A 23,457-nucleotide genomic window follows, 5' to 3' on the forward strand; every position below is an offset into this window, starting at 1 on the left:
TCTCCTTCTTGCACTTAGGCGACCGGCGCGTCGGGCGCAGGAGCTGCGTCCGGGACCGGTTTTGGGCGCCCCTTCCGGAAATAGATCGGCGCAAACGCCTCTTTCTGGTTCAGCTCGAGCTGACCTTCGCGCACCAGCTCGAGCGCGGCGGCAAAGCTCGAGGCGAACACCGTTGCCCGCTGCGTCGGATCGGCGACATGCCGGATCAGAAAATCGTCGAGCACGCCCCAGTCATCCTGTTCGTTGAGGCTGCCGACCAGCCGCTCCAGCGTGGCACGCGCCTCGGCGAGCGACCACACCGTGCGCTTGGCCAGATGCACGCTCGCCAGCACGCGCGACTGGCGCTGTGCGGCGTAGGCGGTGAGCAGATCGTACAGCGTCGCGGTGTATTTCGGATGCTTGATCTCGGCGATCTGCTCGGGCTCGCCGCGCGGGAAGATGTCGCGCTGCAATTGCGGCCTGTTCATGAGCCGGTTGGCCGCTTCGCGTATGGCTTCCAGCCGGCGCAGGCGGTTGGCCAGTGCCGTCGCCATCTGCTCCGCGCTCGGGCCTTCCGCACTCGGCGGCTCCGGCAGCAGCAGGCGCGACTTCAGAAAGGCAAGCCAGGCCGCCATGACGAGGTAGTCGGCGGCAAGCTCGAGCCGGATCTTCCGCGCGGCCTCGATGAAGTGGAGGTACTGGTCGGCCAGCGCCAGGATCGAAATCTTGGCGAGGTCGACCTTCTGCTGCCGCGCCAATGCGAGCAGGAGGTCGAGCGGGCCCTCATAGCCCTCGACGTCCACCACCAACGCCGGCTCGCCCTCGGCGAGCTCTGCAGGCCGCCCGGTTTCGAACGATAGGATTTCTGCGGTCATGCCGATGCCGTGTTTGCCCGTGCGATCAATGCGTCCAGTTCCGCGCGCGCGGCGGCCCGGTCGAGTGGCTGCGGCGGCTTGCGTGCGGCGAGCGCGGCTTTCGCCCGCTCCAATGCCCTGCCCGACAATTCAGGTGTCTGGCCGGCAACGTCGCGCATCTCCTCGATGTTGCCGTTGCAATGCAGGGCAACGTCGCAGCCGGCCGCGAAGATGGCGCGGGTCCGCTCGGCGATATTCCCCGACAGCGCGTTCATCGACACGTCATCACTCATTAACAAACCCTGGAACCCGATTGCGCCGCGAATCACGTCAGCAATCATTGTCGCAGATGTCGTCGCCGGATGGGCGGGGTCGACCGCGCTAAACACAACATGTGCAGTCATGGCCATCGGCAGATCCGCGAGTGACTTGAACGGGGCGAAATCCGTGCGTTCCAGCTCGTCGCGGGGCGTGTCGACCGTCGGCAGCTTGAAATGGGTGTCGGCGGTGGCGCGGCCATGTCCGGGAATATGCTTGAGAACCGGCAGGACGCCGCCCTGCTCCAGGCCCTCGGTGACCGCACGGGCAATTGCCGCGACCTTGCCCGGCTCGGTGCCATAGGCCCGGTTCCCGATGACGGCGTCGGCACCCGGCACGGGCACATCGGCCAGCGGCAGGCAATCCACTGTGATGCCGAGATCAGCGAGATCGGCAGCGATCAGGCGGGCGCTGAGGCGTGCCGTGGTGAGCCCAAGCGCCGAATCAGTGTCGTACAACGTCGCGAATACGGCGCCCGGCGGATAGACCGGCCAATGCGGCGGGCCCAGTCGCTGCACCCGTCCGCCCTCCTGATCGATCAGGACCGGAGCATCGGGAGCATTGGCAACCGCCCGCAATTCCGCAACCAGTGCAGCAACTTGGGCTGGTGTCGCGACGTTGCGTTTGAAGAGGATGAAGCCCCATGGGCATTCGGCACGGATGAACTCCCGCTCGGCGGCGGTCAGTTCTGTTCCGGATACGCCGGTAATGAAGGCCCGCGTGCTCATAACGGCCGATTAACCCTGCCCCGCGAGGGGGTCAAGGAAACGGCCGTTAATTCCTCTGGATGAAGCAGGCGGACAGGCCGGCAGCCTTCAGGCTGTTGCAGGCCTGCGTCGCCTCCTCGGCCGAAGCGTAGGGACCCGCGAAGGCGCGATAGACGATCCCCTTGCCCTTGTCGGTCAGATCGACCCGCTTGATCACCGGCGAACGGGAGCCGAGCACGCTGCCGTACTTGCTCTGAAGCACTCGGTAGGACGCCGCGGCGCTGTCTTCGCTTTGCTGCGAGGACACCTGCACGATGTAGCCGCCACCGTTGCTGGCGGGGGCGATTTGCGTCGGGTTGGTGGCAGCCATCCGGTGCGCAGGCTCGGCCGTCGGTCCCGACTGCGGCGCGAGCGAAAGCGGCTGGTTGAGGCTCGCATTTGCCGAGGTCGGCGAATTGTGCGGCGCCGCCGTCGCAGCGGGCGCGGCAACAGGCTTCGGCGCGGCGATCGTCGGCTTGGCGGCGGCCGATTGCGGCACAGTGCCGTCGGTCTGGTCGCCCTTTACGGCGACCGTCCGGATCGGGCGCGGCGAATTGCTCGGCAACGTCCCGTTGCTCTGGACCGGTCCCGTGCTGGGCGACGGAACCGCGGATGGCGAGACGCTGGCCACCGACGGCGGGTTCGCATTCTGGTTCAGTGGCGGGAACACGACGCGGGGACCGCCCGCCTTGGCGTTGACGTCGACGGGCGCCTCCTCGCGCGGCACGATCTTCTCGGTGCCGTCACCGCTGGCCATGCGGTCCGGCACCTTGGCCGAGGAGTCCGTCGGCGCCGGCACGATCTTGGTCGGCGTGTTGTCGGCCTTGATGATCGGCGGCTCGCCACTGCGGGGCGAGCCCATATAGGTCTTGTAGGCGAAGGCCGCACCAGTACCGACCACGGCGAGCGCGAGGATCGCCGCGACCGTCATCATGCCGCCGCGCTGCTTCTTCGGCTCTTCGATTTCGGCGTCGTCGGGGTAGTCGCTTTGGAACGCGTAAGGGTCGTCCGGATAGGCGGGATCGCGCTGATAGTCCTGCTCGCCTGTCTCCAGCCGGCCGTAGAGCGCATCGTCGTAGCGCGAGGGATCGGGCTGCGCGTACAACTCCTGCTCGGCCTGATCCTGGTAAGCCTGGCCGTGCTGCTGGTAGGCCTGACCTTGATATGCCTGATCCTGATAAGAGCCATCCTGATAGGCCTGAGCCTGATGAACATCAGGCTCGGGCACGGCAGGCTTGGCCGAATAGCGATGCAGCGGATGAACCGGGCTGACGGAGACGGGATAGTCAGGCTCCGGCGCGGGTGCGGGCTGCACGTTGGCGCGTCGCATCCATGAGGGCGGCCCGGGCGGCGGCGGGGCCTGCTCGGCATAATCCTGTTGATCATCGTCCTGGCGATAATCGTCTGGCTGATAGCTCCGGGTCGGCGTTGCCGGCGGGCGCGCGGTCGGCCGGCCCTGCGCTGCAAACGGATCGGTTTGTCCGATCAGACGGGCGAGCTCAGCCAAGGGATCATTTTCCGCCTTCCCATGCTGATCGCCACCGCGACCATAGTCATCGGAAGGAAACGGTCTGTCCTGATATCGTTCGGCCATCGGAATGATGCGTCCCTTCGGGAAAGCCGCGCGCCCCTCGACCAAGGCGCGGCCTTCGACCCACAAGGCTTTCAACCAAGTCTAAGCGATCCGGCTTCTGCCGGTTACCCCCGAATTCCCCTTAAGTAGTTCGCCCCAAACTACCGCATCTCGTCCGGGGCATGGACGCCGAGGATGGCGAGGCCCGATGCCAGGACCGAGACGACGCCCTGGACCATGGCCAGTCGCGCCTTTGTAAGATCTGCATCATTATTGATAATGAAGCGTAAATAGGGCAAATCACGCCCCTTCGTCCAAAGTGCGTGAAATTCGCTCGCTAACTCATAGAGATAAAAGGCAATTCGGTGCGGCTCGTGGGCCACGGCGGCGGCCTCGAGCATGCGCGGATAAATTGCGAGGCGCTTGAGAAGATCGAGTTCGACCGGGTCCGACAGCCGTTCCACGGCCGACTCACTGAGCCAGGCGATCCGTTTGCCGGTATCCTCGGGCAGTTCCGAGAACACCTCGGCGCGCGCGTTGCGGAAGATCGAGTGGCCGCGGGCGTGACCGTACTGGACGTAGAACACCGGGTTGTCGCGCGACTGTTCCATGACCTTGGCGAGGTCGAAGTCGAGCACCGCGTCGTTCTTCCGGTAGAGCATCATGAATCGGACGGCGTCCTGACCGACCTCATCCACCACCTCACGCAAGGTGACGAAGTCCCCGCTCCGCTTCGACATTTTGACCGGCTCGCCGTTGCGCAAGAGCTTCACGAGCTGAACGATCTTGACGTCGAGCGCCCCCTTTCCGGAGGTGGTCGCCTTTACCGCCGCCTGCATGCGCTTGATGTAGCCGCCATGGTCGGCGCCCCAGACGTCGATCATTTCGGCGAAGCCGCGGTCGAACTTGTTCTTGTGGTAGGCGATGTCGGAGGCAAAGTAGGTGTAGGAATTGTCCGACTTGATCAGGGGACGATCGACGTCGTCGCCGTAGGCGGTCGCCTTGAACAGCAGCTGCTCGCGGTCTTCCCAATCCTCGACCGGGGCGCCCTTCGGCGGCGGCAGGCGGCCTTCGTAGATGTCGCCCTTGGCGCGCAGGAAATCGATGGTCTCGGCGACCTTGTTGTTACCCGCCTCGATCAGCGAGCGCTCGGAGAAGAACACGTCGTGACGGATGTTGAGGGCGGCGAGATCGTCCTTGATCTCGTCCATCATCATCGCGATCGCCTTGGCACGCACCGGGGGCAGCCATTCCGCCTCGCTCATCGCGAGGAGCTTGTCGCCGTGCTCCTTCGCCAGCGCCTGCCCGACCGGCTTGAGGTAGTCGCCGGGATAGAGCCCTTCGGGAATGGCACCGATGTCCTCGCCGAGCGCCTCGCGATACCTCAGGAACGCGGAGCGTGCGAGCACGTCGACCTGAGCGCCGGCATCGTTGATGTAGTACTCGCGCGTGACGTCGTGACCGGCGAACTGGAGCAGGCTCGCCAGCGCATCGCCGAACACGGCACCGCGGCAATGGCCGACATGCATCGGCCCGGTCGGATTGGCCGAGACGTATTCGACATTGACCTTTGAGCCGCCCCGGGCGCGGCCGTAATCGGCGCCTTCGCGCAGCACGGTCCGGAGCGCCTCGGCCCAGGCGGCCGGCTTGAGTGTCAGGTTGATGAAGCCGGGACCGGCGACGTCGACCTTGGCGATCAGCGCGTCGGCACGCAGCCGCTCGGCGATCTGCTCGGCAAGGTCACGCGGCTTTGCCTTTGCCTCTTTCGCCAGCACCATGGCAGCGTTGGTCGCCATGTCGCCATGGGAGGCATCGCGCGGCGGTTCGACCACCACGCGTGAGAAATCGATGCCCTCCGGCCAGTTGGCGTCCGCCGCAAGCGCGCGGCAGGCGGCGTGCACGCGCGCGAGCACGTCGGCGAACAGATGCAGGGATGAGGGTGTCTGGGGCATGGCCGCCGCCTAACGCAAATCCGGGGTCGAGTCAAAGAGCCGCTGGTGCTCGGTGAGTGCGAAACGATCCGTCATTCCGGCTATGAAATTGCCGATCCGCCGGGCGCGGTCGCCCTCGTCGTCCGCGTCCGCCCCCAGCAGCCATTCCGGCGGCAGCTCGCCGGGGGATTTCAGGTATTTTGCGAACAGGTCGAACAGGATCTGCTCCGCCTCCCCCATCACCCGCATCACCCGCTTGTGGCGGTACATGTGCTGGTACAGGAAGGTCTTGATGGCGGCCTCTTCCTCCGCGACCTCGGCGGGGAACGCGATCAGCGCCCGGCTCTGCTGGCGCACGTCCTGGGCCGATTGCGGCTTGGTGGCGGCGAGGTTCTTCTGTGCCTCCGCAAACACCGCCCCGATCAGGTGCGAGATCAGCTCGCGCACCAGCTCGGCGCCGCGCCGGACGTCCTCGAGATCGGGATAATGCGCAGCGATCCCGGCGATGATCTCCGCGGTCAGCGGCATCACCTTGAGATCGTCGAGGTGAAACAGGCCGGCGCGCAGGCCGTCGTCGATGTCGTGCGCGTCATAGGCGATGTCGTCGGCGATCGCCGCGACCTGCGCCTCCAGCGAGGCAAAGCTCCACAGTTCGAGGTCGTAGGTCCTGATGTAGTCGGCGATCCCGACGGGAATGCCGTGCTCGCGATAGCGCCCGACCGGGGCGCCGCTGCGGTCGGTCAGCGGACCGTTGTGCTTGACGATGCCCTCCAGCGATTCCCAGGTCAGGTTGAGCCCGTCGAACTCGGGATAGCGGTGCTCGAGCGAGGCGACGACGCGGAGCGTCTGGGCGTTGTGGTCGAAGCCGCCGAATTCCTTCAGGCAGGCGTCCAGGGCCCGCTCGCCGGCATGCCCGAACGGCGGATGACCGAGATCGTGCGCGAGCGCGAGGGTTTCAGTGAGGTCCTCATCCAGCCCGAGCTGCCGGGCCAGCGCGCGGGCGATCTGCGCCACCTCCAGCGAATGGGTCAGCCGGGTGCGGTAATGGTCGCCTTCATGGAACACGAACACCTGGGTCTTGTACTTCAACCGGCGGAAGGCGGTGGAATGGATCACCCGGTCGCAATCCCGCCGGAACGGGCTGCGGGTCCGGCTCGGGGGTTCGGGGACCAGCCGGCCGCGGCTGCGATCGGGATCGCAGGCATAGGGCGCACGGGGGGCTGCCATTCCGACAGACACGGCGAATTTAGTCCCTATCCATTTGATTCTGCGTATGGTGGCACTTAACTATGTCGGGCGCGGGATACCAAATGAATTGGGTATGACTGCGGGACTATCGGAGACGAACGATGACGACTGACGTGACCATCAGCGACCGGGCCGCGCGCCGGATTGGGGAGATCCTCAAGGGCGAAGGTTCCGGTGCGATGCTGCGCATCTCCGTCGAGGGCGGCGGCTGCTCCGGCTTCCAGTACAAGTTCGACATCGACCGTGCCCGCACCGACGACGATCTCGTGATCGAGCAGGACAATGCGGTGGTGCTGGTCGATTCCGCCTCCCAGCCGTTCCTGGCGGGATCGCAGGTCGATTTCGTCGACGATCTGATCGGCGCCTCGTTCCGCGTCAACAATCCCAATGCCACAGCGTCCTGCGGCTGCGGCACGAGCTTCTCGGTCTGACCGGCTACGCGCCCGTCATCTGCCTTTCCTCCTCCGTCCACTCCACCTCAAACGGCGTCAGGCCCGGCTGGAGCGGCGCATCCTCCGACATGACGTGGCCGTCCAGCGCACGCAGCAGTGTCGCGATCAGCGCCGGCTTGCGCAGCGGCTTGGCGAGGAAGTCCGACATGCCGGCCTCGCGACAGATCTTGATGTCCTCGGGGAAGGCATTGGCGGTGAGCGCGATGATCGGCAAGGCTTCGAAGCGCCCACCTTGCGCGCGGATCGCGCGGGTGGCGGCAAGTCCGTCCATGTCGGGCATGCGCACGTCCATCAGCACGATGTCGTAATTGCCCTCGGATGCCGCCGCGACGGCCTCGGCGCCGTCGGCGACGACGCGCAGCTCGACGTCGAAGGATCCCAGCATCTTGCTCACGACCATGCGGTTGACGGCATCGTCCTCCGCGACCAGCACCTTCAGCGGCCGGTCGAGGCCGGCAATGCGGGCTTTGAGATCGTCGGCCTCGTCGCGGCCGTCTGCCCGATCGGGCGTCTGCGCCTGGCTCCAGGGCAGCACCAGCGTGAAACGGAAGGTCGAGCCTTCGCCCGGCGTCGAGGTGACTCCGATGGTGCCGCCCATCTGCTCGATGATGCGCCGTGAGATCGCAAGACCGAGGCCGGTGCCGCCGAAGCGACGGCTGATCGAGGCATCGGCTTGCGCGAAGTCGCTGAAGAGCTGGCCGAGCTTTTCGGGAGCGATGCCGATGCCGCTGTCGGTCACCGTCCATTCGACGGTCGCCAGCAGGTCGCGGCGCGCCTGGCAGGTGACCGAAATCGTCACCTCGCCTTGGTCGGTGAACTTCACCGCATTGGACGCGAGGTTGAGCAGCACCTGGCGGATGCGTGCGACGTCGCCGCGCAGGGTCGGCGGCAGGTTCGGATCGAGTTCGACCTTGACCGTCAGCCCCCTGTTCTTGGCGCTCGCGCGAATAACGGTCGCGACAGCCTCGACCAGCGCCTGCGGGGCGAAGTCGATCGCCTCGAAGGTGAAGCGCCCGGCCTCGAGCTTGGACAAGTCGAGAATATCGTTGAGGATGCGCTGGAGATTGTCGCCGGAGTCGCGGATCGTGGTGACGGCTTCGCGCTGCTCCGCGTCGAGCTTGGTTTCGAGCAGCATGCTGGCGAGCCCGAGCACGCCGTTCATCGGCGTGCGGATCTCGTGGCTCATCACCGCGAGGAAGTCCGACTTGGCGCGGCTCTCGGCCTCGGCCTTTTCCGCGCGCCAACGCTCGGTCACGTCGCGCCCGAAGCCGCGATAGCCGAGGAAATGTCCCTCGCGATCATAGGCGGGCTTCGCCGTCAGCGACCACAGCCGCGCCTCGCCGCCGGCAACGACCTTGAGGTTCATCTCGTGCAAGGGCTCGTTCTGCTCCATCAGGCCGACAACGTTGTAGGCTGCACTCTTGTCGTCTGGGCAGAGCATGTCGAGCACGTCGGCGAAACAGGATCCCTTCAACAGCGGAAGCGGCAGCTGCGCGACGTCCGCGAAGCGTTGGGGCACATCGATCAGATGCCCGTCGGCGTCGGTCTGCCACAGCCAGTCGCTGGCGTTCTCCTGAAAGTCCTTCAGCAGCAGCGAGATGATCTCCGTCTGGCGCTCGAGCTCGAGCTGGGCCTTGAGATTGCCGAGGAACAGATTGCCCTGCGAGACGATGTTGCGCGCCATGAAGAATGCGAACAGCAGCAGAAACACCGAGGTCACGAGATAGGGCCCGGTGCCGCACAGCAGCAGCGCGCCGGCGCAGGCGACGGTCATGGTGGCGAGATAGACGAGGCCCGCGCGCGGGAAGGTCGAGAGCGTGAAGGCGCCGCCCGACATCATGCCGACCATCAGGCAGGCCAGGATGAGCTGACTGGTCGGCTCGATGCGGCTGAACAGCGCGAGCGGCAGCGTGCCCCAGATCGCGGCGAGGAAGAATGCCTGCCGCAGCATCTGCCGCGCCGCGCGGGGCGAAGCCTCTTGCGGCGGGTTCTGATGCGACCGTTGCCAGGAGCGCACCGCGAGCGAGGCGGTGACGGCGAGTGTCAGGCCCCAGATCGCGAGGAAGTCGTTCCAGCCCCTGCCCCAGAACAGGATCAGCACGATGGCGACGTTCAGCATCGTCACCGCCATGGTCACCGGCATCAGCCGCGTCACGGCGTCGATCTGCTTGGCGCGGATGCGGCGGATCTCGCGCTCGCTGAGATCGGCGGTCAGGCCGTCCTCGATCTCGAAGCCGCCGAGCCAATACAGGAATGCGCCGATCAGGCCGTCACGCGGCTCAGTTCGCTTCATCAACTCGTCCGGCCAACCCATCCGCGGAACCTTTCGATGATCAATGGCCCGCCGCCCGCTTAGATCGGGTTAATTTTGTGGGAGATTTTGCGGCGTCCTTGACGGGCGCGTTTGCAGTTTGTTCTAACCATGGCCCCGCCCGGAGCCCCTCCCTATGTCCATCAGAATAGCCACATGGAACGTGAACTCGGTCCGGCAGCGGATCGATCTCCTGCTGACCTGGCTGAAGGAGTGCCAGCCCGACATCGTCTGCCTCCAGGAGATCAAATGCGTCGACGAGGCCTTTCCGCGGCTGGAGATCGAGGCGCTGGGCTACAACGTCGTCACCCATGGGCAGAAGACGTTCAACGGCGTCGCCCTGCTCTCGAAGCTGCGATTCGATGAGACCAAGTCGGGGCTTGCCGGCGACGACGAGGATACGCATGCCCGCTTCATCGAGGGCGTGGTCACGTTGAAGCGCGGGGTGCTGCGCATCGCCTGCCTTTATCTGCCCAATGGCAACCCGGTCGGAAGCGACAAATATCCCTACAAGCTCAAATGGATGTCCCGGCTTCTTGAATATTCGAAGGAGCGCCTCAAGGCTGAGGAGCCGCTGATCCTTGCCGGCGACTTCAACGTCATCCCGCATGCCCGCGACGTGCACAATCCGGCCGCCTGGACCGAGGACGCCCTGTTCAAGACGGAGACGCGCGAGAGCTTCCAATCCCTGCTCGGCCTCGGCCTGACCGACGCCTTGCGCGCCGTCACCGACGAGCCCGGGCTCTACACCTTCTGGGACTACCAGGCCGGGGCCTGGCAGAAGAACCAGGGCCTGCGCATCGACCACCTGCTGCTGTCGCCACAGGCCAGCGACCGGCTCGCCAATGTCGGCATCGACAGCTATGTGCGCGGTTGGGAGAAGCCGTCGGACCACGTGCCGGTGTGGGCGGATCTGGATCTCGACGCGGCGTGAACGCCGATCGGGCGGTGGGCACGGCGCCAAGGCGCCTTTGCCCATCCCACGGGACCTAACCTAGTCCCGGCGGCCCTGCACCCACTGCTCCAGCATTTGCAGGCACATGGCGCGGTCGTCGTCGGAGGCCTTGGCGAAGGCGCGGTTGTAGCTTTCCTTGATCCAGGTCTCCTCGGCGCCGGCGCTGTCGCGCGCCAGGGTCAGCCACATCAGGCCGCGCGCGGCCTGGCGCGGCAGGCGGTCGCCGTTGAACAGCATCTGGCCGAGCAGCGCCTGCGCCTGGTGCTGGCCCTTCTGCGCGGCGAGGCCGAGCCAGCGCGCGCCATAGCGGAAATCCTCGCGCGAGGCGTCCGGGGTCTTCAGGTACAGCCGCGCGAGATCGTATTGCGCGTCGGCGTTGCCGAAATAGGAGGCCGCATAGGAGAACATCTCCCGCGCCCGCTCCGGGTCCGACTTGATCTTCGAGTTCGGGATGCCGCTGAGATAATAGCGGCCGAGCGCGACGAAGGCATTGGCCACGATCTGCGCCTGCGGCGCCGACGGGCTGTCCTCAGCATGCGCGTTGGCGATCCGGCTGAAATATTCGAAGGCACGCAAATCGTCCTGGGCGACGCCGTCGCCGTTGGCGTACATGCGGCCGAGCTTCCACTGCGCGATGGGGTGGCCACCCTCGGCGGCATATTGCAGCGCGCTGAGCGAGGTTTCCTGGGTTGCGACTGCCGGCGGAACCTTGGTGCGCACGGCGCCTGCGGCGCCGGGCAAGGTGGTTACGACCGGGATGGCCGCGTCCTTGGGGTTGACCGGCGCGCCGTCGAAGGCGAGCGCCGGCGCGGCCAGCGCAGCCGCCCCCAACACAAACGCAACTATCGCACGCCTAGATGTCCGCATAGCACTGTTTCTCGTGCGCGCCGCCTGGATGGGTTACCGCCCCACCGACCGCCGGTCCGACCTGCTGAGCATATTTCCAGAGCACACCCGACGTATGGTTAGTCGCGCGAGCGCTCCATTTGGTCTTGCGCTGGGCGAGCTCGGCGTCGCTCAATTTTACGTTAAGGGTACCGGCGACCGCGTCGATCTCGATGACGTCGCCGTCCTCGAGCAGCCCGATCGGGCCGCCGATGGCGGCCTCCGGCCCGACATGGCCGATGCAGAAGCCGCGGGTGGCGCCGGAGAAGCGGCCGTCGGTGATGAGCGCGATCTTGCCGCCCATGCCCTGGCCGGTCAGCGCAGCTGTGGTCTGGAGCATTTCCCGCATGCCGGGGCCGCCCTTCGGCCCCTCGTAGCGGATCACGATGACTTCGCCTTCGCGGTAGGTGCGGTTCTGGACCGCCTCAAACGCATCCTCCTCACGGTCGAAGCACCTGGCCGGACCGGTAAACCTGAGGTTGGACATTCCCGCGACTTTCACGATCGCACCTTCTGGCGCCAAATTGCCCTTCAGACCGACCACACCGCCTGTCACGGTGATGGGCTTGTCTGCCGGGTGCACCACGTCCTGGTGCGGATTCCATTTCACGCTCTTGAGGTTTTCGGCGATCGTGCGGCCCGTGACGGTAAGGCAATCACCGTGCAGGAAGCCATTGTCGAGCAGCGTCTTCATCAGAAGCGGTATGCCACCTACTTCAAACATGTCTTTGGCGACATAACGGCCGCCTGGCTTCAAATCCGCGACATAAGGTGTCTTTTTGAAGATTTCAGCGACGTCGAACAGGTCGAACTTGATGCCAACCTCGTGTGCGATCGCCGGCAGGTGCAGCGCAGCATTGGTCGAGCCGCCAGAGGCTGCAACCACGGCAGCGGCATTCTCCAGCGCCTTGCGGGTGACGATGTCGCGCGGCCGGATGTTCTGAGCGATCAGGTCCATCACCTTCTCGCCCGCGGTCATGCAGAACGCGTCGCGAATTTCGTAGGGTGCCGGGGCACCGGCCGAGTACGGCAAAGCGAGGCCGATCGCCTCGGAAACGGTCGCCATGGTGTTGGCGGTGAACTGCGCGCCGCAAGCGCCCGCCGACGGGCAGGCCACACGCTCGATCTCGTCGAGGTCCTCGTCCGACATGGCGCCGACCGAGTGCTTGCCGACCGCCTCGAACATGTCCTGCACGGTGACCTGCTGCCCGCGGAAATTGCCGGGCAGGATCGAGCCGCCATAGATGAAGATCGAGGGCACGTTGAGGCGGACCATCGCCATCATCATGCCCGGCAGCGACTTGTCGCAGCCGGCAAGGCCGACCAGAGCGTCATAGGCGTGACCACGCACCGTCAGCTCGACCGAGTCGGCGATGCATTCCCGCGACGGCAGCGAGGAGCGCATGCCGTCATGGCCCATGGCGATGCCATCGGTGACGGTGATGGTGCAGAATTCGCGCGGCGTGCCGCCGGCCGACGCCACGCCCTTCTTCACCGCCTGGGCCTGGCGCATCAGCGCGATGTTGCAGGGAGCGGCCTCGTTCCAGCAGGAGGCGACGCCGACGAAAGGCTGGTGGATCTGATCGGTGGTCAGCCCCATGGCGTAGAAGTAGGACCGATGGGGCGCACGCGCAGGGCCTTCCGTCACGTGACGGCTCGGCAGCCTCTGCTTGTCAATCTTTGCGACCATCGCAACCATTTTCCCCGGCCAACCCTTTCAGACCCGAAAAATCAGAGCCAAGATTTGAATCGACCTTGGGACTTTCTCGTCGCCTTCGAAGACCGCCACTGCCTTAAAACATTAGAGTGATTTTATTCATGTTCGGGTGTGGCCAAAAAGCGGCGACGACGCGAACCGCCGATGGTGAAGGTTAAATGCGGCATGAGTGTTGCGAAGACACAACAATCGTGGCGTAGAAGACACGGATAAGGCTACTTCGATACCTCCGCCGAGGAGCCATCTGACAACTTCAGATTTTGCGACGGACGCAGTGCGCCCATTTCGGCCCCGAGAACAACGCACCCTGGCGGCTGAGTCGGCTTGGGCATCGCAGCCTCGCCGCGCATTTGAAATTGCAGGCACGCCGTCGCGTTCTCGCGGCTGATTCAACCCGAGCTTTGCTTCGTCGCTCCACCCTCTCGAGCCAAGAGGGCCGCAGGGAAGGCCGGGTGCCGGCTCGCACCCGCGGTCTGCTGCGCATAGAGCACACGCAGAAAACCGCACAGCAGCATACAGGTGAAGCCCAACACACGGCCTTCCCTGCGCGATGGTCGGACGGCTTATGCCGTGCTCTCCCGGGAGCCGAGTTCGTTCTGGCCTCCCTCACTCTCGCGAAATCCACCGGCGCCGCGCCGGTTGACGCGACTGCCGCCTCCGCAAGAGCTTGACCGTAGCAACGACGGCCAGGACCACACGGTTTTGCCGTACGCGCGGTTCGTTGGCGCCACAGGGTTCGACGGCGTTGTGCACTTTGCCGCCGAAATGCTGGCACGACGAACCTGACAGCGCCGCTCGTCCACACGCAGTTTCGGGCTCACGGAGAGCAATCCGCCCGGCCCTTCACCTCTCGTGCACGACGCTGCCGCGTCCACCGCAAGCCCGGCTCGCGACAATGACGACCTCATGATCGCCCCTCAAGGATGAGCCGGGATGGGCGACACATACGACAAATCCGAATTTCGGTAAATTGGAATATTTTCGCGCGAGCGGATTGACAGGGGGCGACACAGGCGCGGCGACGCAACCCGGATGGCGCGGAAGCGTAGTCCGGGGAGGTGTCGCGCTATGGAACGATTTGTCCCGGATTTCGCTGCGCTCCATCGGGGCGACGAGAGGACTGCTCAGGCCGACATCACTCCCTTGCGCCCGAACGGATCGAGCAGGCGCACGACCTCGCAGACGGCGACGAGGCCGGCGAGCCAGGCGAAATTGGTCAGCCCGATGCGCGTGACGATGGCTGCGGTGAAGGCGGCCTCTCCGCCCAGGAACGGCGTCGCGGCGAGCAGCGCGAGCTCGTAGGCCGCATAGGCGGCGACGAGCGTGAGCGCCAGCATCAGCATCGTGCGGCGCTGCGGCAGCATGCGGAGCACGGCCGACGCCACTGCGGTCGCCAGCAGCGCAGCCGCGCCGATGACGAATCCCCAGGCGATGGTGCTGCCATCGATGGGATAGTGCAGCGCGCCGAAACCGATGCTCTGGTTCACGAGCCAGGCACCGGTGACGACGAGCAGCGCCGGACGCAGCGGCAGCATCGCGGCCGCGACCACGGCGAAGGCCGCAAACGGCGTCGCACAGGCGAACGCAAAACTTGCGAGCGCGCACGACACCGTCAGCAGCGCGAAGCCGAACATCGGCGCGACACGCGGCGCCACCGGATGGAGGCGGAAACCGTCGCCGCCGGACGGCAGGATATTGAGAGCCATAAGTGATCTCCTTCTCTTCGAGTTCTAGTCCATTTGGGGGCCCGTGACAGCCCCATTGAAATCAAAACGTGGCGCCGGCCTTCAGCAGATAGGTGCGACCGGGCAGCGGATAGGCGCTGAAGCGACCGTCCGTGAAGGTGCTTGCGACGGCGTAGTCGTAGTAGAGCGCATTCAGCACATTGTTGATGCTGAGCGACCAGAAGTAGCGCTCATATTGGCCGCTGAGCTTCAGGTCGATCGTGCCGTTGGCGGGAATCGGCTTCTGGGTTCCGGCCTGGTCGTTGTCCATGCGACGCTCGCTCCAGAAGCGCGCGGTGGCGTCCAGCACCAGATAGTTCTGCCAGATGTTCCAGGTGAGGCCCGCACTCGCGGCGTAGCGCGACACCAGCGGCACGTCGTTGCCCGCCCAGACGCCTTCGCGGAAGACGGCCCGTGTATAGGCCATGCCGGAGCGCACCAGCAGGGCGTCGTTGATGCGATAGGAGACGCTGGTCTCCGAGCCGTAGCGGCGGGTCGGATCCAGATTGGTGTTGTAGAACAGGATCGGATTGAAATGGATCTCGTTGGCGAGGTCCATCAGATAGAGGCTGCTCTGCATCTGCAGTCCGCCTCCTCTGATGCGCAGCCCACCCTCGATGTCCTGCGAGGTCTGGGTCTTGAGCTGGAACGTCTGCGGGAGCGGATTGAAGAACGGGTCGAATGAAGGGCCCGACGACACCCGCTCGTCGACATCAGGCGTGCGGAAGGCGCGCGCAACCCGGCCGAACAGCGCGACGGTGTCATTGAGGCGATGCTCCGCACCGAGGTGCAGCGCATATTGCGTCTCGTCGCTCCCGAGCGGGAGCGCGCCGATGTCGGCGTTGAACGGAGCCGCCGGGTCGAAATTGTCACGCGCCGAGAGATTGGTGTTCTGCACCCGGGCGCCGTAGGAGATATCGGTCGCTGGCGCGACGCCGAGCGTGTGCTGGACATAGCCCGCAACCGTCCGCTGCCTGAGATCGTAATTGTGCCAGGGAGCGAGACCCTGGCCGGCGCCGCGGTTCTGCTGAAAGCTCGCATCGTAGTAGTCGACGCCGGTCAGCAGCTGCGACGGCATTCCGAGCAGAAGGCTCTTCACGCTGAGCCGCGGCGTGATCGACCATGTCGCAAGGTCAGCATCGACATAGGTCGACGTGAAGAAAGCCGGGACCGGCGCCGGGCTCGAGAAGAACGCACTCTGCTGCTTCTTGTCGCGCACGCCGCCGTCGACGATGAGATCGACGCCGTTGACAAGGGTTTTCGTGAAGCCCGCGGTCGCGCCAAAACCCTGCTGATTGGCGTAGTTGAAGGGCGTGCTGGTCCCTCGCCGGCTGGTCGCGAGCTCGTCGACGCCGATGGAGGGATCGACGGTACGGCCGCCCGGCAGTCGCAGCTCCTGATTGTCAGCGGTGACGGTCAGGAAGGCGGTCAGGCCCGGCGTCGTGTAGTTCAGATTGCCGACGCCATTCTCCTGGGAGTAGCGATTGTTGTCGCGATAGCCGTCGGTCCTGACGGCATTGCCGTAGAACGAGGTCGACCACGGACCGGAATTGATCGCGGCCGAGACGTTGCCGAGCCTGGTATTGAACGAGCCGAAACCGGCCTCGATGCGCGCGGTCACGGGCGGGCCGCCGACGCCGTTCTTGGTGACGATGTTGATGACGCCGCCGACCGCATTGTCGCCATACAGCACCGCACCGGAATTGCCGCGCGTGATCTCGATGCGCTCGATGGCATTGAGCGGGATGGTGGAGAGGTCCACCTGCGCCATATCGATGTCGTTCAGCCGCCGTCCGTTGACCAGCACCAGCGTGTTGGCCGTGGCGAAGGCACCGAAGCCGCGGAGGTCGACACTGGTCTTGGCACCGATCTGGCCGCCATAGAACGTCGTGATCTGGGCGCCCGGCACTTGCGTCGCGATGATCTCGGCCAGCGTCTGCGACGGCGCATGAGCGATGTCCGCAGCCGTAATGACGGTCGTAGCCGCGCCGACGATACCGCCATTGCCGGCGGCGGCCTCGTTGCCCGAGCCGGACGAGCCGGTCCCACTCCGCGCCCCGTCCGGCGCCGCTCGGCGCCGCCCCGCCTCGCCATCGCCGATCGCCCTGGCACGCGTACGGTTCTGATCGTCGGATCTGGTCACTTCGACCGGCGGCAGCTGCTCGGCGACGGACTGCTGGGCGTGGGCGATGGAGAGATCGAGCGAATACAGCGAAACAGCCGCAACGATGCCGGCGCGGCAGCGCCTGGCGGCAGTGACAATACGGGACACAATTATAACCTCGGCATGACGTCAGTGGCACGTCACAGCGAACGAGGCCTTACGGCGGAGCGATCGATGGCTCCGGCAAAGCTAATGTCTGTACTCCCCGACCGACATCTTCGCGTGTGACCACGGCTGACGGCAGGTCTCCTGGCTCGCGGGTCGTTACCTCTGCGTCGCCTTCCCAGGACCGAGATTCCCAGTGGCATAGGACGAGAGATTCACCGCTTACAGTTGCGGGGGCAGCCATGGCATTGAGAAGATCCCGACCATGGGACATCTCGCACCACGTTCCCTTTTGATCTCCATGAGGAGAACCGTCAGCGGCCAATCTACGGGGCGTCCAGGCCGGGAGTCAATCGACCGCTGGCATCTTGGCGCAGACGCGATCGGCCGGCTCCACAACGAATCGAGCAATGCCCTGCGCCGCCTACGTTCGCCCCCGCGGGCGCTGGGCCTGAGCCCAGGCGACAGCGACATCCCGCGGCGGAGCGTCGAGGCGCTTGATCGGCGTCAGTTCGCCGGACGCCGAGACGATCGCGGTCTCTTCGCGCCGGCAGCGCGTGCAGACGAAACGGACCTCATGCGGGGATGCCGACCAGCTTGAACGTTTCACGTTGGCGGCCATCGGCCAGGCATCGCAATGCGAGCACGATACCAGGAACCGGCCAGGATCGAGCATACCCATTCCATTGGACTCCGCGTCCTGCCCACTGCTTCCAATGACTATCCTATGTGAATCGTTCCGGTGCCTCGGCACCGTCAACGCCACGTTCGCTGGACGCCTGCGCGCTGCTCGCCGTTCCCACGAGACCTCCGGCGTTGTCGATTTCAAGGCTTGCGAATTTCATCCGATGTCCCCCTGCTCCGACCAACCCTATCAGGTCGAGACGGCGAGGACGATGGGGAGCCGCGCCTCGCAAGGCAGAAGGTAATCCGTTCAGCGAGCCCCCTTGAGGGTGCAGGATGTCGTGCAGGTGACCGTGGTGCCGCGATCGCACGATCTGCAGGCGTTGACGCACTGGTTCATGTCGCGTGGATTGTAGCTGCTGTAGTTTCGTATCGGACAGCTCGGCGTCGTCGAGCCGGTGATGTCCCGCTCCTGGTCGCAGGCCGCCGTCATGAGCGCGAATATGATCACGGCAACGAGGCGCATGGGACTTGCCCTGTCAGGCACAGCACGATGACACTCGCGAGGTGCGCTGCATTGCAACGAACCCCGGCCTTCCCACCACGAGCCACCGCCGATCGGCGATGCCCGCGTGCTGCGAGAATGCGCGCTAAATGTTAAGAACGGATTTCAGCCGGCCTCAGGCCGCAGCCGTGGTCGCGATCGCCTGCCGAATATCCACCGCCAGCTGGCGATACTGTTCCCCGAGCCTCAGATAGAACTCGCGCTTGGTGCTGTCGGTGGCGAGCTTGGCGATCAGTTCGCATTCGGCGGTGAGCGTCTCGAACCGTTCCAACCTGTCCTGAAGTTCTGTCATCGGCGTGTCCCCGTCAAACGCCACAAGGACAGCTAACCTAAATCCGGGAAATAGGTCACGGCGAACATCGTTATGGGGTAGCATCAATTATTCCGCGGCAGCCTATTTCTGCTCGAGTCGCCAGGCGCCGTCCCAAGCGGCATCCGGCGGATTGGCCGCGAACTGCGCGATGCGGCCGAGCATCGTGCGCGAGGGACCGTCGCCGGGGACCGCCTCGAGCGCCGCGTTGAAGGCAGCACGTGCGTCGTCGAAGCGCCGGGCACGATACGCGGCGAGACCATCGACGTAGTGCGTGCGCAGGCTGACTTGCGCATCGGTGAGTGCGCCCGGTCGCGCCATCACCTCGAAGATCGCCTGCGGCGCGCTTTGGCCCGCGACCGCAAGACGGTCGATCTCGCGCAATTCGAGGCGAGATCCAATCGCGTCCGCAGTCGCCTGCGAGACCAGGATGCGGGTGCCGTAGACCTTGTTGACGGCCTCCAGCCGCGAGGCGAGATTCACGGCGTCGCCCATCACGGTAAAGCTCATCATCAGCTCGGAGCCGATGCTGCCGGTCAGGACCTCGCCGGTGGCGATGCCGATCCGCAGATCGCACGGCGCGGGCATGGCGCGGATACCGAGCAGATCGGGCAGCTGCTTCTGCAGCGCGGGCACCTGGTCGGCCATCTCGATGGCGGCAAGGCCGGCGAGCAGGGCCTGCGCGTCCTCTTCGACGAAGGGCGGTCCCCAATAGGACATGATGGCGTCGCCGATGTATTTGTCGATGACGCCGCGATTGCTCCTGATGGGGCCGGACATCAAGGTGAAATAGTGGTTCATCACCTTGACGAGGCCACGCGGGGTCATGCCCTCGCTCATGGAGGTGAAGCCGCTCATGTCGCAGAACATGATGGTCATGACCCGGCGCTCGCCGTCGATGGCGACCTCCGGCCGCTCGATCAGTCCCTGCACCACCTTGGGGTCGATGTAGCGGCCAAAGGTCTCCCGGATGCGCTCGTTGTGCCGCAACTGCTCGATCATGCGATTGAAGGCCGCGGCGAGTTCGCCGATCTCGTCCTGCGTCGAGACGGCGATGGGCTTGTCGAACCGGCCCGCCTCGACCTCGCGGGCGCCGGCCAGCAGCAGCCGTACCGGACGCGTGATGCCGCTGGACACCAGCAGCGCAAAGGCAAATCCGACGATTGCCGCGAGCAATGTCACGACACCCGAAACGATGATCGTCTGATGCTGGCGGCTGATCACCTGCGACGTCGAGAAGAAGACCTGCGCCAGCATATCGCCGCGGATCGTATCGATCTTCCGGTTGAACTGGTCGCGCAGCACGTCGATGTGTTCCAGCGTGCCGCGCGCCTCGGTCATCTGTCTGGCGTCGACCTGCTTGAGGAGCTTCGCATGGCTCTCGCTCAAGTCGCGGCGCAGCTCGGTAACGGCGGTGTCGATGCGGATATCGATTCGCGCCAGCGCGGCATTGTCGGAATACGTCCTGGGGTCGTCGATGATCGCGTTGATCAGCTTGCGCGCGGCCTCGGCCTCCTCCTCGATCCTGCGGTCCGATTCCTCGAATTCGCGAAGGCGCGCCGCATAGGCCTCCTCATCCGACGGCGCCTCCATCCGGGTCATGACCATCCGCCGCAGCGCCAGCGCCCGCTCCAGCGAGCGAATGTTGGCGCGCGCCAGATGGCTGTAGGCCGGGATGTAACGGTTGGTCAGTTCGTCGAGCAGGATGCCGACCTGGCTGGACATCACCATCGACAGGATCGAGGTGACCAGCATCAGGACGATCAATCCGAGGGCGATGCCGACGATCTTGCGCCGGATCGACTGGTTGAAAATCGGCATAGGTGCGGAATGCAAAGGCCAAAAGGACGGAACGAGGGAACTGCATACACCGGACTGGTTGCGGGAACACGCGCAATCTTGGCCCTCCTGGCGTCCTGTACCATGCAACCGTCGCGCGAGCCCGGTCGTTAACGAAGGTTAACAGTCCTGCTCTTTTCTCCTTTGCGGAAGTTCCCGCCGCGCATCCGCTTTTCGCCGCATTGTTGCGACAGCTTGAGGAACGCGGGACGATGCCTGGGCATCGTTCGGTATCTTGATTCTCAAGCCGCATGTCGTCGCGGACCTTGGTTTGTAGTGTGGTTTCGCAGGGGGGGACCATCGAATGAACCAGTGCCTACGCTCGCTCGCGTGTTTCGTTGCCGTGGCCGCGATGGCCCTCCTTCCCACGGAACTGGCCGCGAAAAGCAGCCACAAATCGGCCGCGCCGAAGAAGACGCATGAGGCGAAAGCCGGCAAGCATCGCCATGCCTCCGCCGGCAAGGCGCGGCACGGCAAGCATGCCGAGGCGAGGCGCAAGTCGAAGAAGACGGTCGACGAGCCCGCGGACAGGCCGGCACCGCCGCCGCTGACCGGCGACCTCGCCGCGCTGAAGGACGCCATCGATCTTGCGCGCAAGGGCAAGACGGATGACGCGAGCGCGGCGCGCGACCGCATCGCCGATCCCGCCGGACAGAAACTGGCCGACTGGTTCATGCTGCGCCATTCCGAGAGCACGGCGAATTTCAAGCGCTATGCCGCTTTCCTCGCCGCCAATCCGGACTGGCCGAGCAGCGCCCTGCTCCGCCGCCGTGCCGAGGCGCGGCTGTGGCAGGAGAAGGCCGACGCCGCCACCGTGCACAAGTTCACGATGGACCGGCCGACCAGCGCCAAGGGCAAGTTTGCGCTCGCCCGCGTATTGCGGGCTGAAGGCGACACCGACAGGGCAGCCCGGTTCGTGCGCGAAGCCTGGCGCGCCGACGAATTGTCCGAGCGTAGCGAGGAGGAGTCCTACGAGGCGTTTCGCGACCTTCTGTCCACGGACGATCACCGCGCGCGCATGGACAAGCGGCTCGGCGCCAAGGATTACGCAGGCGCGAGGCGCGCCGCCAAACGGCTCGGCGAGGATGAGCTCGCGATCGTCAAAGCCTGTGCCGCGGTCACCGGCAAGGAGAGCAAGGCCAAGGACTATCTCGAGGACGTGCCGGCCGAAGCGCGCCGCGATCTCGGCTATGTGCTGTGCCGCGCCCAGTGGCATCTTCAGAACGACCGCATCGACGACGCGGCCGAGGTGATCCTGGCCGCTGCGCCCGGCATGATGCCCGCCCAGGACACCGATGCGTGGTGGCGCGAGCGCCGCATGCTCGCACGCAAGCTGCTCGACCAGGGCAAGTTCAAGACCGCCTACGACGTGGTGCGCACGGCCGCGGTGCCGGAAAAGGAAGTCTATCGCGTCGACTATCACTTCATGTGCGGCTGGATCGCGCTACGCTTCCTCGATGATCCCGAAGCGGCCATGGTGCACTTCGCCGCCATCGACGAGGGCTCGTCCAATCCGATCGCGCTGTCGCGCGCCCATTACTGGCGCGGCCGCGCCGCCGAAGCCATGGGCGCCATGGCCGATGCGCGCATGAGCTATCGGGCGGCGGCACGCTATCATACCGCCTATTACGGCCAGCTCGCCCGCGCAAAGCTGGGCCTCGACCGGATCGAGCTGCGTCCGCCCTCGCCTGTGCTTGCCTCGGCCGACACGCCCCCCGAGGACGAGCGCGTGCGCGCGGCCGACATGCTCTACGCCATCGGCGAGCGCAGCATGGTGTTCTATTATGCCGAGGACTTCGCCAAGGAGAGCAGCGATGTCGCAGCACTCGAAGCCCTCGGCGAGGTTGCCCGCCGGCGCAACGATGCGCGCGTGATGCTGGAGGTCGGCAAGACGGCGCTGGCGCGCGGGCTCGCGCTCGACCACTACGCTTTCCCCACCATCGGCATCCCCGAGCACAAGCAGGTCGCGCCCGCGATCGAGACCAGCGTGATCTATTCGGTGGCGCGCACCGAAAGCTCGTTCGACCAGCGCGACAAGTCCCATGCCAACGCGGTCGGGCTGATGCAGGTGACGCCGGAAGCGGGCCGCGACACCGCCAAGCGCTTCGGCCTGACCTATGACTGGGGCAAGATGGTCTCCGACCCCGTCTACAACACGCAGATGGGCGCGGCCGAGCTCAGTGCGCTCTTTTCGGAATACCGCGGCAACCAGATCATGACCTTCGCCGGCTACAATGCCGGCCGTGGCCGCGTGCGCGAATGGGTGCAGTCGCGCGGCGATCCCAGGGACCCCAATGTCGATCCGGTCGACTGGGTCGAGCGCATCCCGCTGTCGGAAACCCGCAACTACGTCCAGCGCGTGATGGAGAATGTGCTGGTCTACCGCACAAGGTTCGAGGGTAGCGGCATGGTCGCCGGCAAGAGCGACCAGCGCGTCGTCACGCAGGAGGCCGGCGCAACGGCACCCGTGGCGGCCGCAGCGCCCGCTCCCTAGGCGACGTCGCCGGGGCTGGACACGGCGCCTGCCAGGTTGCGTCGCTGCGGCTTCCACGCGAGCGCCGTCGCGTAGCTAGGTGTCACCTCCTTCCATCGTGATCGGATCGCGACCGTACAAGTAGGCGCCGGTCAAGGTTCTTGCGAAGGTCCAGGCGTGGATCGTGTAGCTCCAGCAGAAGACGGCACCCAGGACCGCAAACATCTCGATCGCGTTGCGAGCGGCGACCTCGACGTTCCCGGAGGCCGGCAAGTTGCGCCCTGGCACCGACCATTGCGTGAGCAGCGTCACGAGTTCACCGCGCCGGTAGCAATCGTAGTCACAATAGAGGCGCTGCGTCCGCACATGCCGGACATAGCCGGACCGGATCGACCGCGAGCAGGTGCTGCACGTGGCCGCGCACAACGGGGGCTCGTGATTGACCACCATGAATTTCATGAAGCCGCCCTCATGCGATCTTTCGCAAGCGTCTCGCAGAACAGCGCGTAGCACTGATGATCGCAGTAAGGCAGACGGGTCGTGATCTCGCGGAGATAGCTATCGCTGATCGGCTCGCAGCACTGCATGCACCAGGCCTGCCGGAACGGGGTCCGGCCGTTCACCAGCACGAACGCGAATCTCATGTGGCACCTCCCAAAGCGAAGCAGTAAACGCTATCCAGCG

At 65.3% G+C, this 23,457-nt stretch carries 19 protein-coding genes and 1 riboswitch; of the genes, 3 read left to right on the forward strand and 16 right to left on the reverse strand.

Annotated elements, in window-relative coordinates:
• Positions 1-14: 14 nt before the first annotated feature.
• The 5 genes from FJV43_RS36815 to FJV43_RS36835 form a co-directional block, all read right to left on the reverse strand.
• Complete coding sequence (locus FJV43_RS36815) at positions 15-854, reverse strand: ScpA family protein (RefSeq protein WP_028179491.1); 840 nt, start codon at positions 852-854, stop codon at positions 15-17.
• Positions 851-1,879, reverse strand: a complete 1,029-nt coding sequence (gene nagZ / locus FJV43_RS36820) for a beta-N-acetylhexosaminidase (RefSeq protein WP_239623753.1) — start codon at positions 1,877-1,879, stop codon at positions 851-853. Before nagZ ends, FJV43_RS36815 begins: the two co-directional genes overlap by 4 nt.
• A 46-nt stretch (positions 1,880-1,925) precedes the next feature.
• Positions 1,926-3,491, reverse strand: coding sequence for an SPOR domain-containing protein (locus tag FJV43_RS36825; RefSeq protein ID WP_239623754.1), 1,566 nt, complete (start codon positions 3,489-3,491; stop codon positions 1,926-1,928).
• A gap of 140 nt (positions 3,492-3,631) precedes the next feature.
• Complete coding sequence (gene argS, locus FJV43_RS36830; protein ID WP_239623755.1) at positions 3,632-5,422, reverse strand: arginine--tRNA ligase; 1,791 nt, start codon at positions 5,420-5,422, stop codon at positions 3,632-3,634.
• Between the two features lie 9 nt (positions 5,423-5,431).
• Entirely contained in the window at positions 5,432-6,640 is a 1,209-nt protein-coding gene (locus FJV43_RS36835; RefSeq protein WP_239623756.1) for a deoxyguanosinetriphosphate triphosphohydrolase, read from the reverse strand.
• 110 nt (positions 6,641-6,750) lie between these two features.
• Here FJV43_RS36835 and erpA point away from each other — a divergent pair, with 110 nt between their 5' ends.
• A complete protein-coding gene (gene erpA, locus FJV43_RS36840; RefSeq protein ID WP_038949166.1) occupies positions 6,751-7,080 on the forward strand; it encodes an iron-sulfur cluster insertion protein ErpA in 330 nt (109 codons plus the stop codon).
• 4 nt (positions 7,081-7,084) lie between these two features.
• Here the strand turns inward: erpA and FJV43_RS36845 are convergent, their stop codons facing one another.
• The gene (locus FJV43_RS36845) at positions 7,085-9,415 is read right to left on the reverse strand and encodes an ATP-binding protein (RefSeq protein ID WP_239623757.1); all 2,331 of its coding nucleotides are present in this window, start codon (positions 9,413-9,415) and stop codon (positions 7,085-7,087) included.
• A gap of 133 nt (positions 9,416-9,548) precedes the next feature.
• Here FJV43_RS36845 and xth point away from each other — a divergent pair, with 133 nt between their 5' ends.
• A complete protein-coding gene (gene xth / locus FJV43_RS36850) occupies positions 9,549-10,346 on the forward strand; it encodes an exodeoxyribonuclease III (RefSeq protein ID WP_239623758.1) in 798 nt (265 codons plus the stop codon).
• Positions 10,347-10,406: 60 nt separating this feature from the next.
• On the opposite strand, the gene FJV43_RS36855 is transcribed toward xth, so the two are convergent.
• The 8 genes from FJV43_RS36855 to FJV43_RS36890 form a co-directional block, all read right to left on the reverse strand.
• Entirely contained in the window at positions 10,407-11,234 is an 828-nt protein-coding gene (locus tag FJV43_RS36855) for a tetratricopeptide repeat protein (RefSeq protein ID WP_239623759.1), read from the reverse strand.
• Positions 11,221-12,942 carry a dihydroxy-acid dehydratase gene (gene ilvD / locus FJV43_RS36860; protein WP_239623760.1) on the reverse strand — a complete coding sequence of 574 codons (1,722 nt, stop codon included), beginning with the start codon at positions 12,940-12,942 and terminating at the stop codon, positions 11,221-11,223. The genes FJV43_RS36855 and ilvD overlap by 14 nt, the downstream gene beginning before the upstream one ends.
• A gap of 1,151 nt (positions 12,943-14,093) precedes the next feature.
• A complete protein-coding gene (locus FJV43_RS36865; RefSeq protein ID WP_239623761.1) occupies positions 14,094-14,675 on the reverse strand; it encodes a hypothetical protein in 582 nt (193 codons plus the stop codon).
• A 61-nt stretch (positions 14,676-14,736) separates the two neighbouring features.
• Positions 14,737-16,965 (reverse strand): TonB-dependent receptor, encoded by a 2,229-nt coding sequence (locus FJV43_RS36870; protein WP_239623762.1) that lies wholly within the window; start codon positions 16,963-16,965, stop codon positions 14,737-14,739.
• A gap of 113 nt (positions 16,966-17,078) precedes the next feature.
• A riboswitch (cobalamin riboswitch) is annotated at positions 17,079-17,293 on the reverse strand.
• Positions 17,294-17,386: 93 nt separating this feature from the next.
• Entirely contained in the window at positions 17,387-17,644 is a 258-nt protein-coding gene (locus tag FJV43_RS36875) for a hypothetical protein (RefSeq protein WP_061881804.1), read from the reverse strand.
• 252 nt (positions 17,645-17,896) lie between these two features.
• Positions 17,897-18,112, reverse strand: a complete 216-nt coding sequence (locus FJV43_RS36880) for a hypothetical protein (protein ID WP_239623763.1) — start codon at positions 18,110-18,112, stop codon at positions 17,897-17,899.
• 154 nt (positions 18,113-18,266) lie between these two features.
• Complete coding sequence (locus FJV43_RS36885) at positions 18,267-18,443, reverse strand: hypothetical protein (protein WP_162832022.1); 177 nt, start codon at positions 18,441-18,443, stop codon at positions 18,267-18,269.
• 102 nt (positions 18,444-18,545) lie between these two features.
• Positions 18,546-20,282: an adenylate/guanylate cyclase domain-containing protein gene (locus FJV43_RS36890; RefSeq protein ID WP_239623764.1), complete on the reverse strand. Its 1,737-nt coding sequence runs from the start codon at positions 20,280-20,282 to the stop codon at positions 18,546-18,548.
• Positions 20,283-20,604: 322 nt separating this feature from the next.
• On the opposite strand from FJV43_RS36890, the gene FJV43_RS36895 reads away from it, so the two are divergent.
• A complete protein-coding gene (locus FJV43_RS36895) occupies positions 20,605-22,794 on the forward strand; it encodes a transglycosylase SLT domain-containing protein (protein ID WP_239623765.1) in 2,190 nt (729 codons plus the stop codon).
• A 75-nt stretch (positions 22,795-22,869) separates the two neighbouring features.
• Here FJV43_RS36895 and FJV43_RS36900 read toward each other — a convergent pair whose 3' ends face one another.
• Together FJV43_RS36900 and FJV43_RS36905 are read right to left on the reverse strand one after the other, a co-directional pair.
• Complete coding sequence (locus tag FJV43_RS36900) at positions 22,870-23,232, reverse strand: hypothetical protein (RefSeq protein ID WP_239623766.1); 363 nt, start codon at positions 23,230-23,232, stop codon at positions 22,870-22,872.
• A complete protein-coding gene (locus FJV43_RS36905) occupies positions 23,229-23,417 on the reverse strand; it encodes a hypothetical protein (RefSeq protein ID WP_239623767.1) in 189 nt (62 codons plus the stop codon). Before FJV43_RS36905 ends, FJV43_RS36900 begins: the two co-directional genes overlap by 4 nt.
• Between the last annotated feature and the right edge of the window lie 40 nt (positions 23,418-23,457).

This window comes from Bradyrhizobium sp. I71 (genome assembly GCF_022354745.1).
GTDB classification, from domain to species: Bacteria; Pseudomonadota; Alphaproteobacteria; order Rhizobiales; family Xanthobacteraceae; genus Bradyrhizobium; species Bradyrhizobium liaoningense.

Bases quoted from the DNA above. Each gene is read 5' to 3' on its own strand.
- FJV43_RS36815 (WP_028179491.1), bottom strand. From the start codon at position 854: ATGACCGCAGAAATCCTATCGTTCGAAACCGGGCGGCCTGCAGAGCTC.
- nagZ (WP_239623753.1), bottom strand. From the start codon at position 1,879: ATGAGCACGCGGGCCTTCATTACCGGCGTATCCGGAACAGAACTGACC.
- FJV43_RS36825 (WP_239623754.1), bottom strand. From the start codon at position 3,491: ATGGCCGAACGATATCAGGACAGACCGTTTCCTTCCGATGACTATGGT.
- argS (WP_239623755.1), bottom strand. From the start codon at position 5,422: ATGCCCCAGACACCCTCATCCCTGCATCTGTTCGCCGACGTGCTCGCG.
- erpA (WP_038949166.1), top strand. From the start codon at position 6,751: ATGACGACTGACGTGACCATCAGCGACCGGGCCGCGCGCCGGATTGGG.
- FJV43_RS36845 (WP_239623757.1), bottom strand. From the start codon at position 9,415: ATGGGTTGGCCGGACGAGTTGATGAAGCGAACTGAGCCGCGTGACGGC.
- xth (WP_239623758.1), top strand. From the start codon at position 9,549: ATGTCCATCAGAATAGCCACATGGAACGTGAACTCGGTCCGGCAGCGG.
- FJV43_RS36855 (WP_239623759.1), bottom strand. From the start codon at position 11,234: ATGCGGACATCTAGGCGTGCGATAGTTGCGTTTGTGTTGGGGGCGGCT.
- ilvD (WP_239623760.1), bottom strand. From the start codon at position 12,942: ATGGTCGCAAAGATTGACAAGCAGAGGCTGCCGAGCCGTCACGTGACG.
- FJV43_RS36865 (WP_239623761.1), bottom strand. From the start codon at position 14,675: ATGGCTCTCAATATCCTGCCGTCCGGCGGCGACGGTTTCCGCCTCCAT.
- FJV43_RS36875 (WP_061881804.1), bottom strand. From the start codon at position 17,644: ATGGGTATGCTCGATCCTGGCCGGTTCCTGGTATCGTGCTCGCATTGC.
- FJV43_RS36880 (WP_239623763.1), bottom strand. From the start codon at position 18,112: ATGCGCCTCGTTGCCGTGATCATATTCGCGCTCATGACGGCGGCCTGC.
- FJV43_RS36885 (WP_162832022.1), bottom strand. From the start codon at position 18,443: ATGACAGAACTTCAGGACAGGTTGGAACGGTTCGAGACGCTCACCGCC.
- FJV43_RS36890 (WP_239623764.1), bottom strand. From the start codon at position 20,282: ATGCCGATTTTCAACCAGTCGATCCGGCGCAAGATCGTCGGCATCGCC.
- FJV43_RS36895 (WP_239623765.1), top strand. From the start codon at position 20,605: ATGAACCAGTGCCTACGCTCGCTCGCGTGTTTCGTTGCCGTGGCCGCG.
- FJV43_RS36900 (WP_239623766.1), bottom strand. From the start codon at position 23,232: ATGAAATTCATGGTGGTCAATCACGAGCCCCCGTTGTGCGCGGCCACG.
- FJV43_RS36905 (WP_239623767.1), bottom strand. From the start codon at position 23,417: ATGAGATTCGCGTTCGTGCTGGTGAACGGCCGGACCCCGTTCCGGCAG.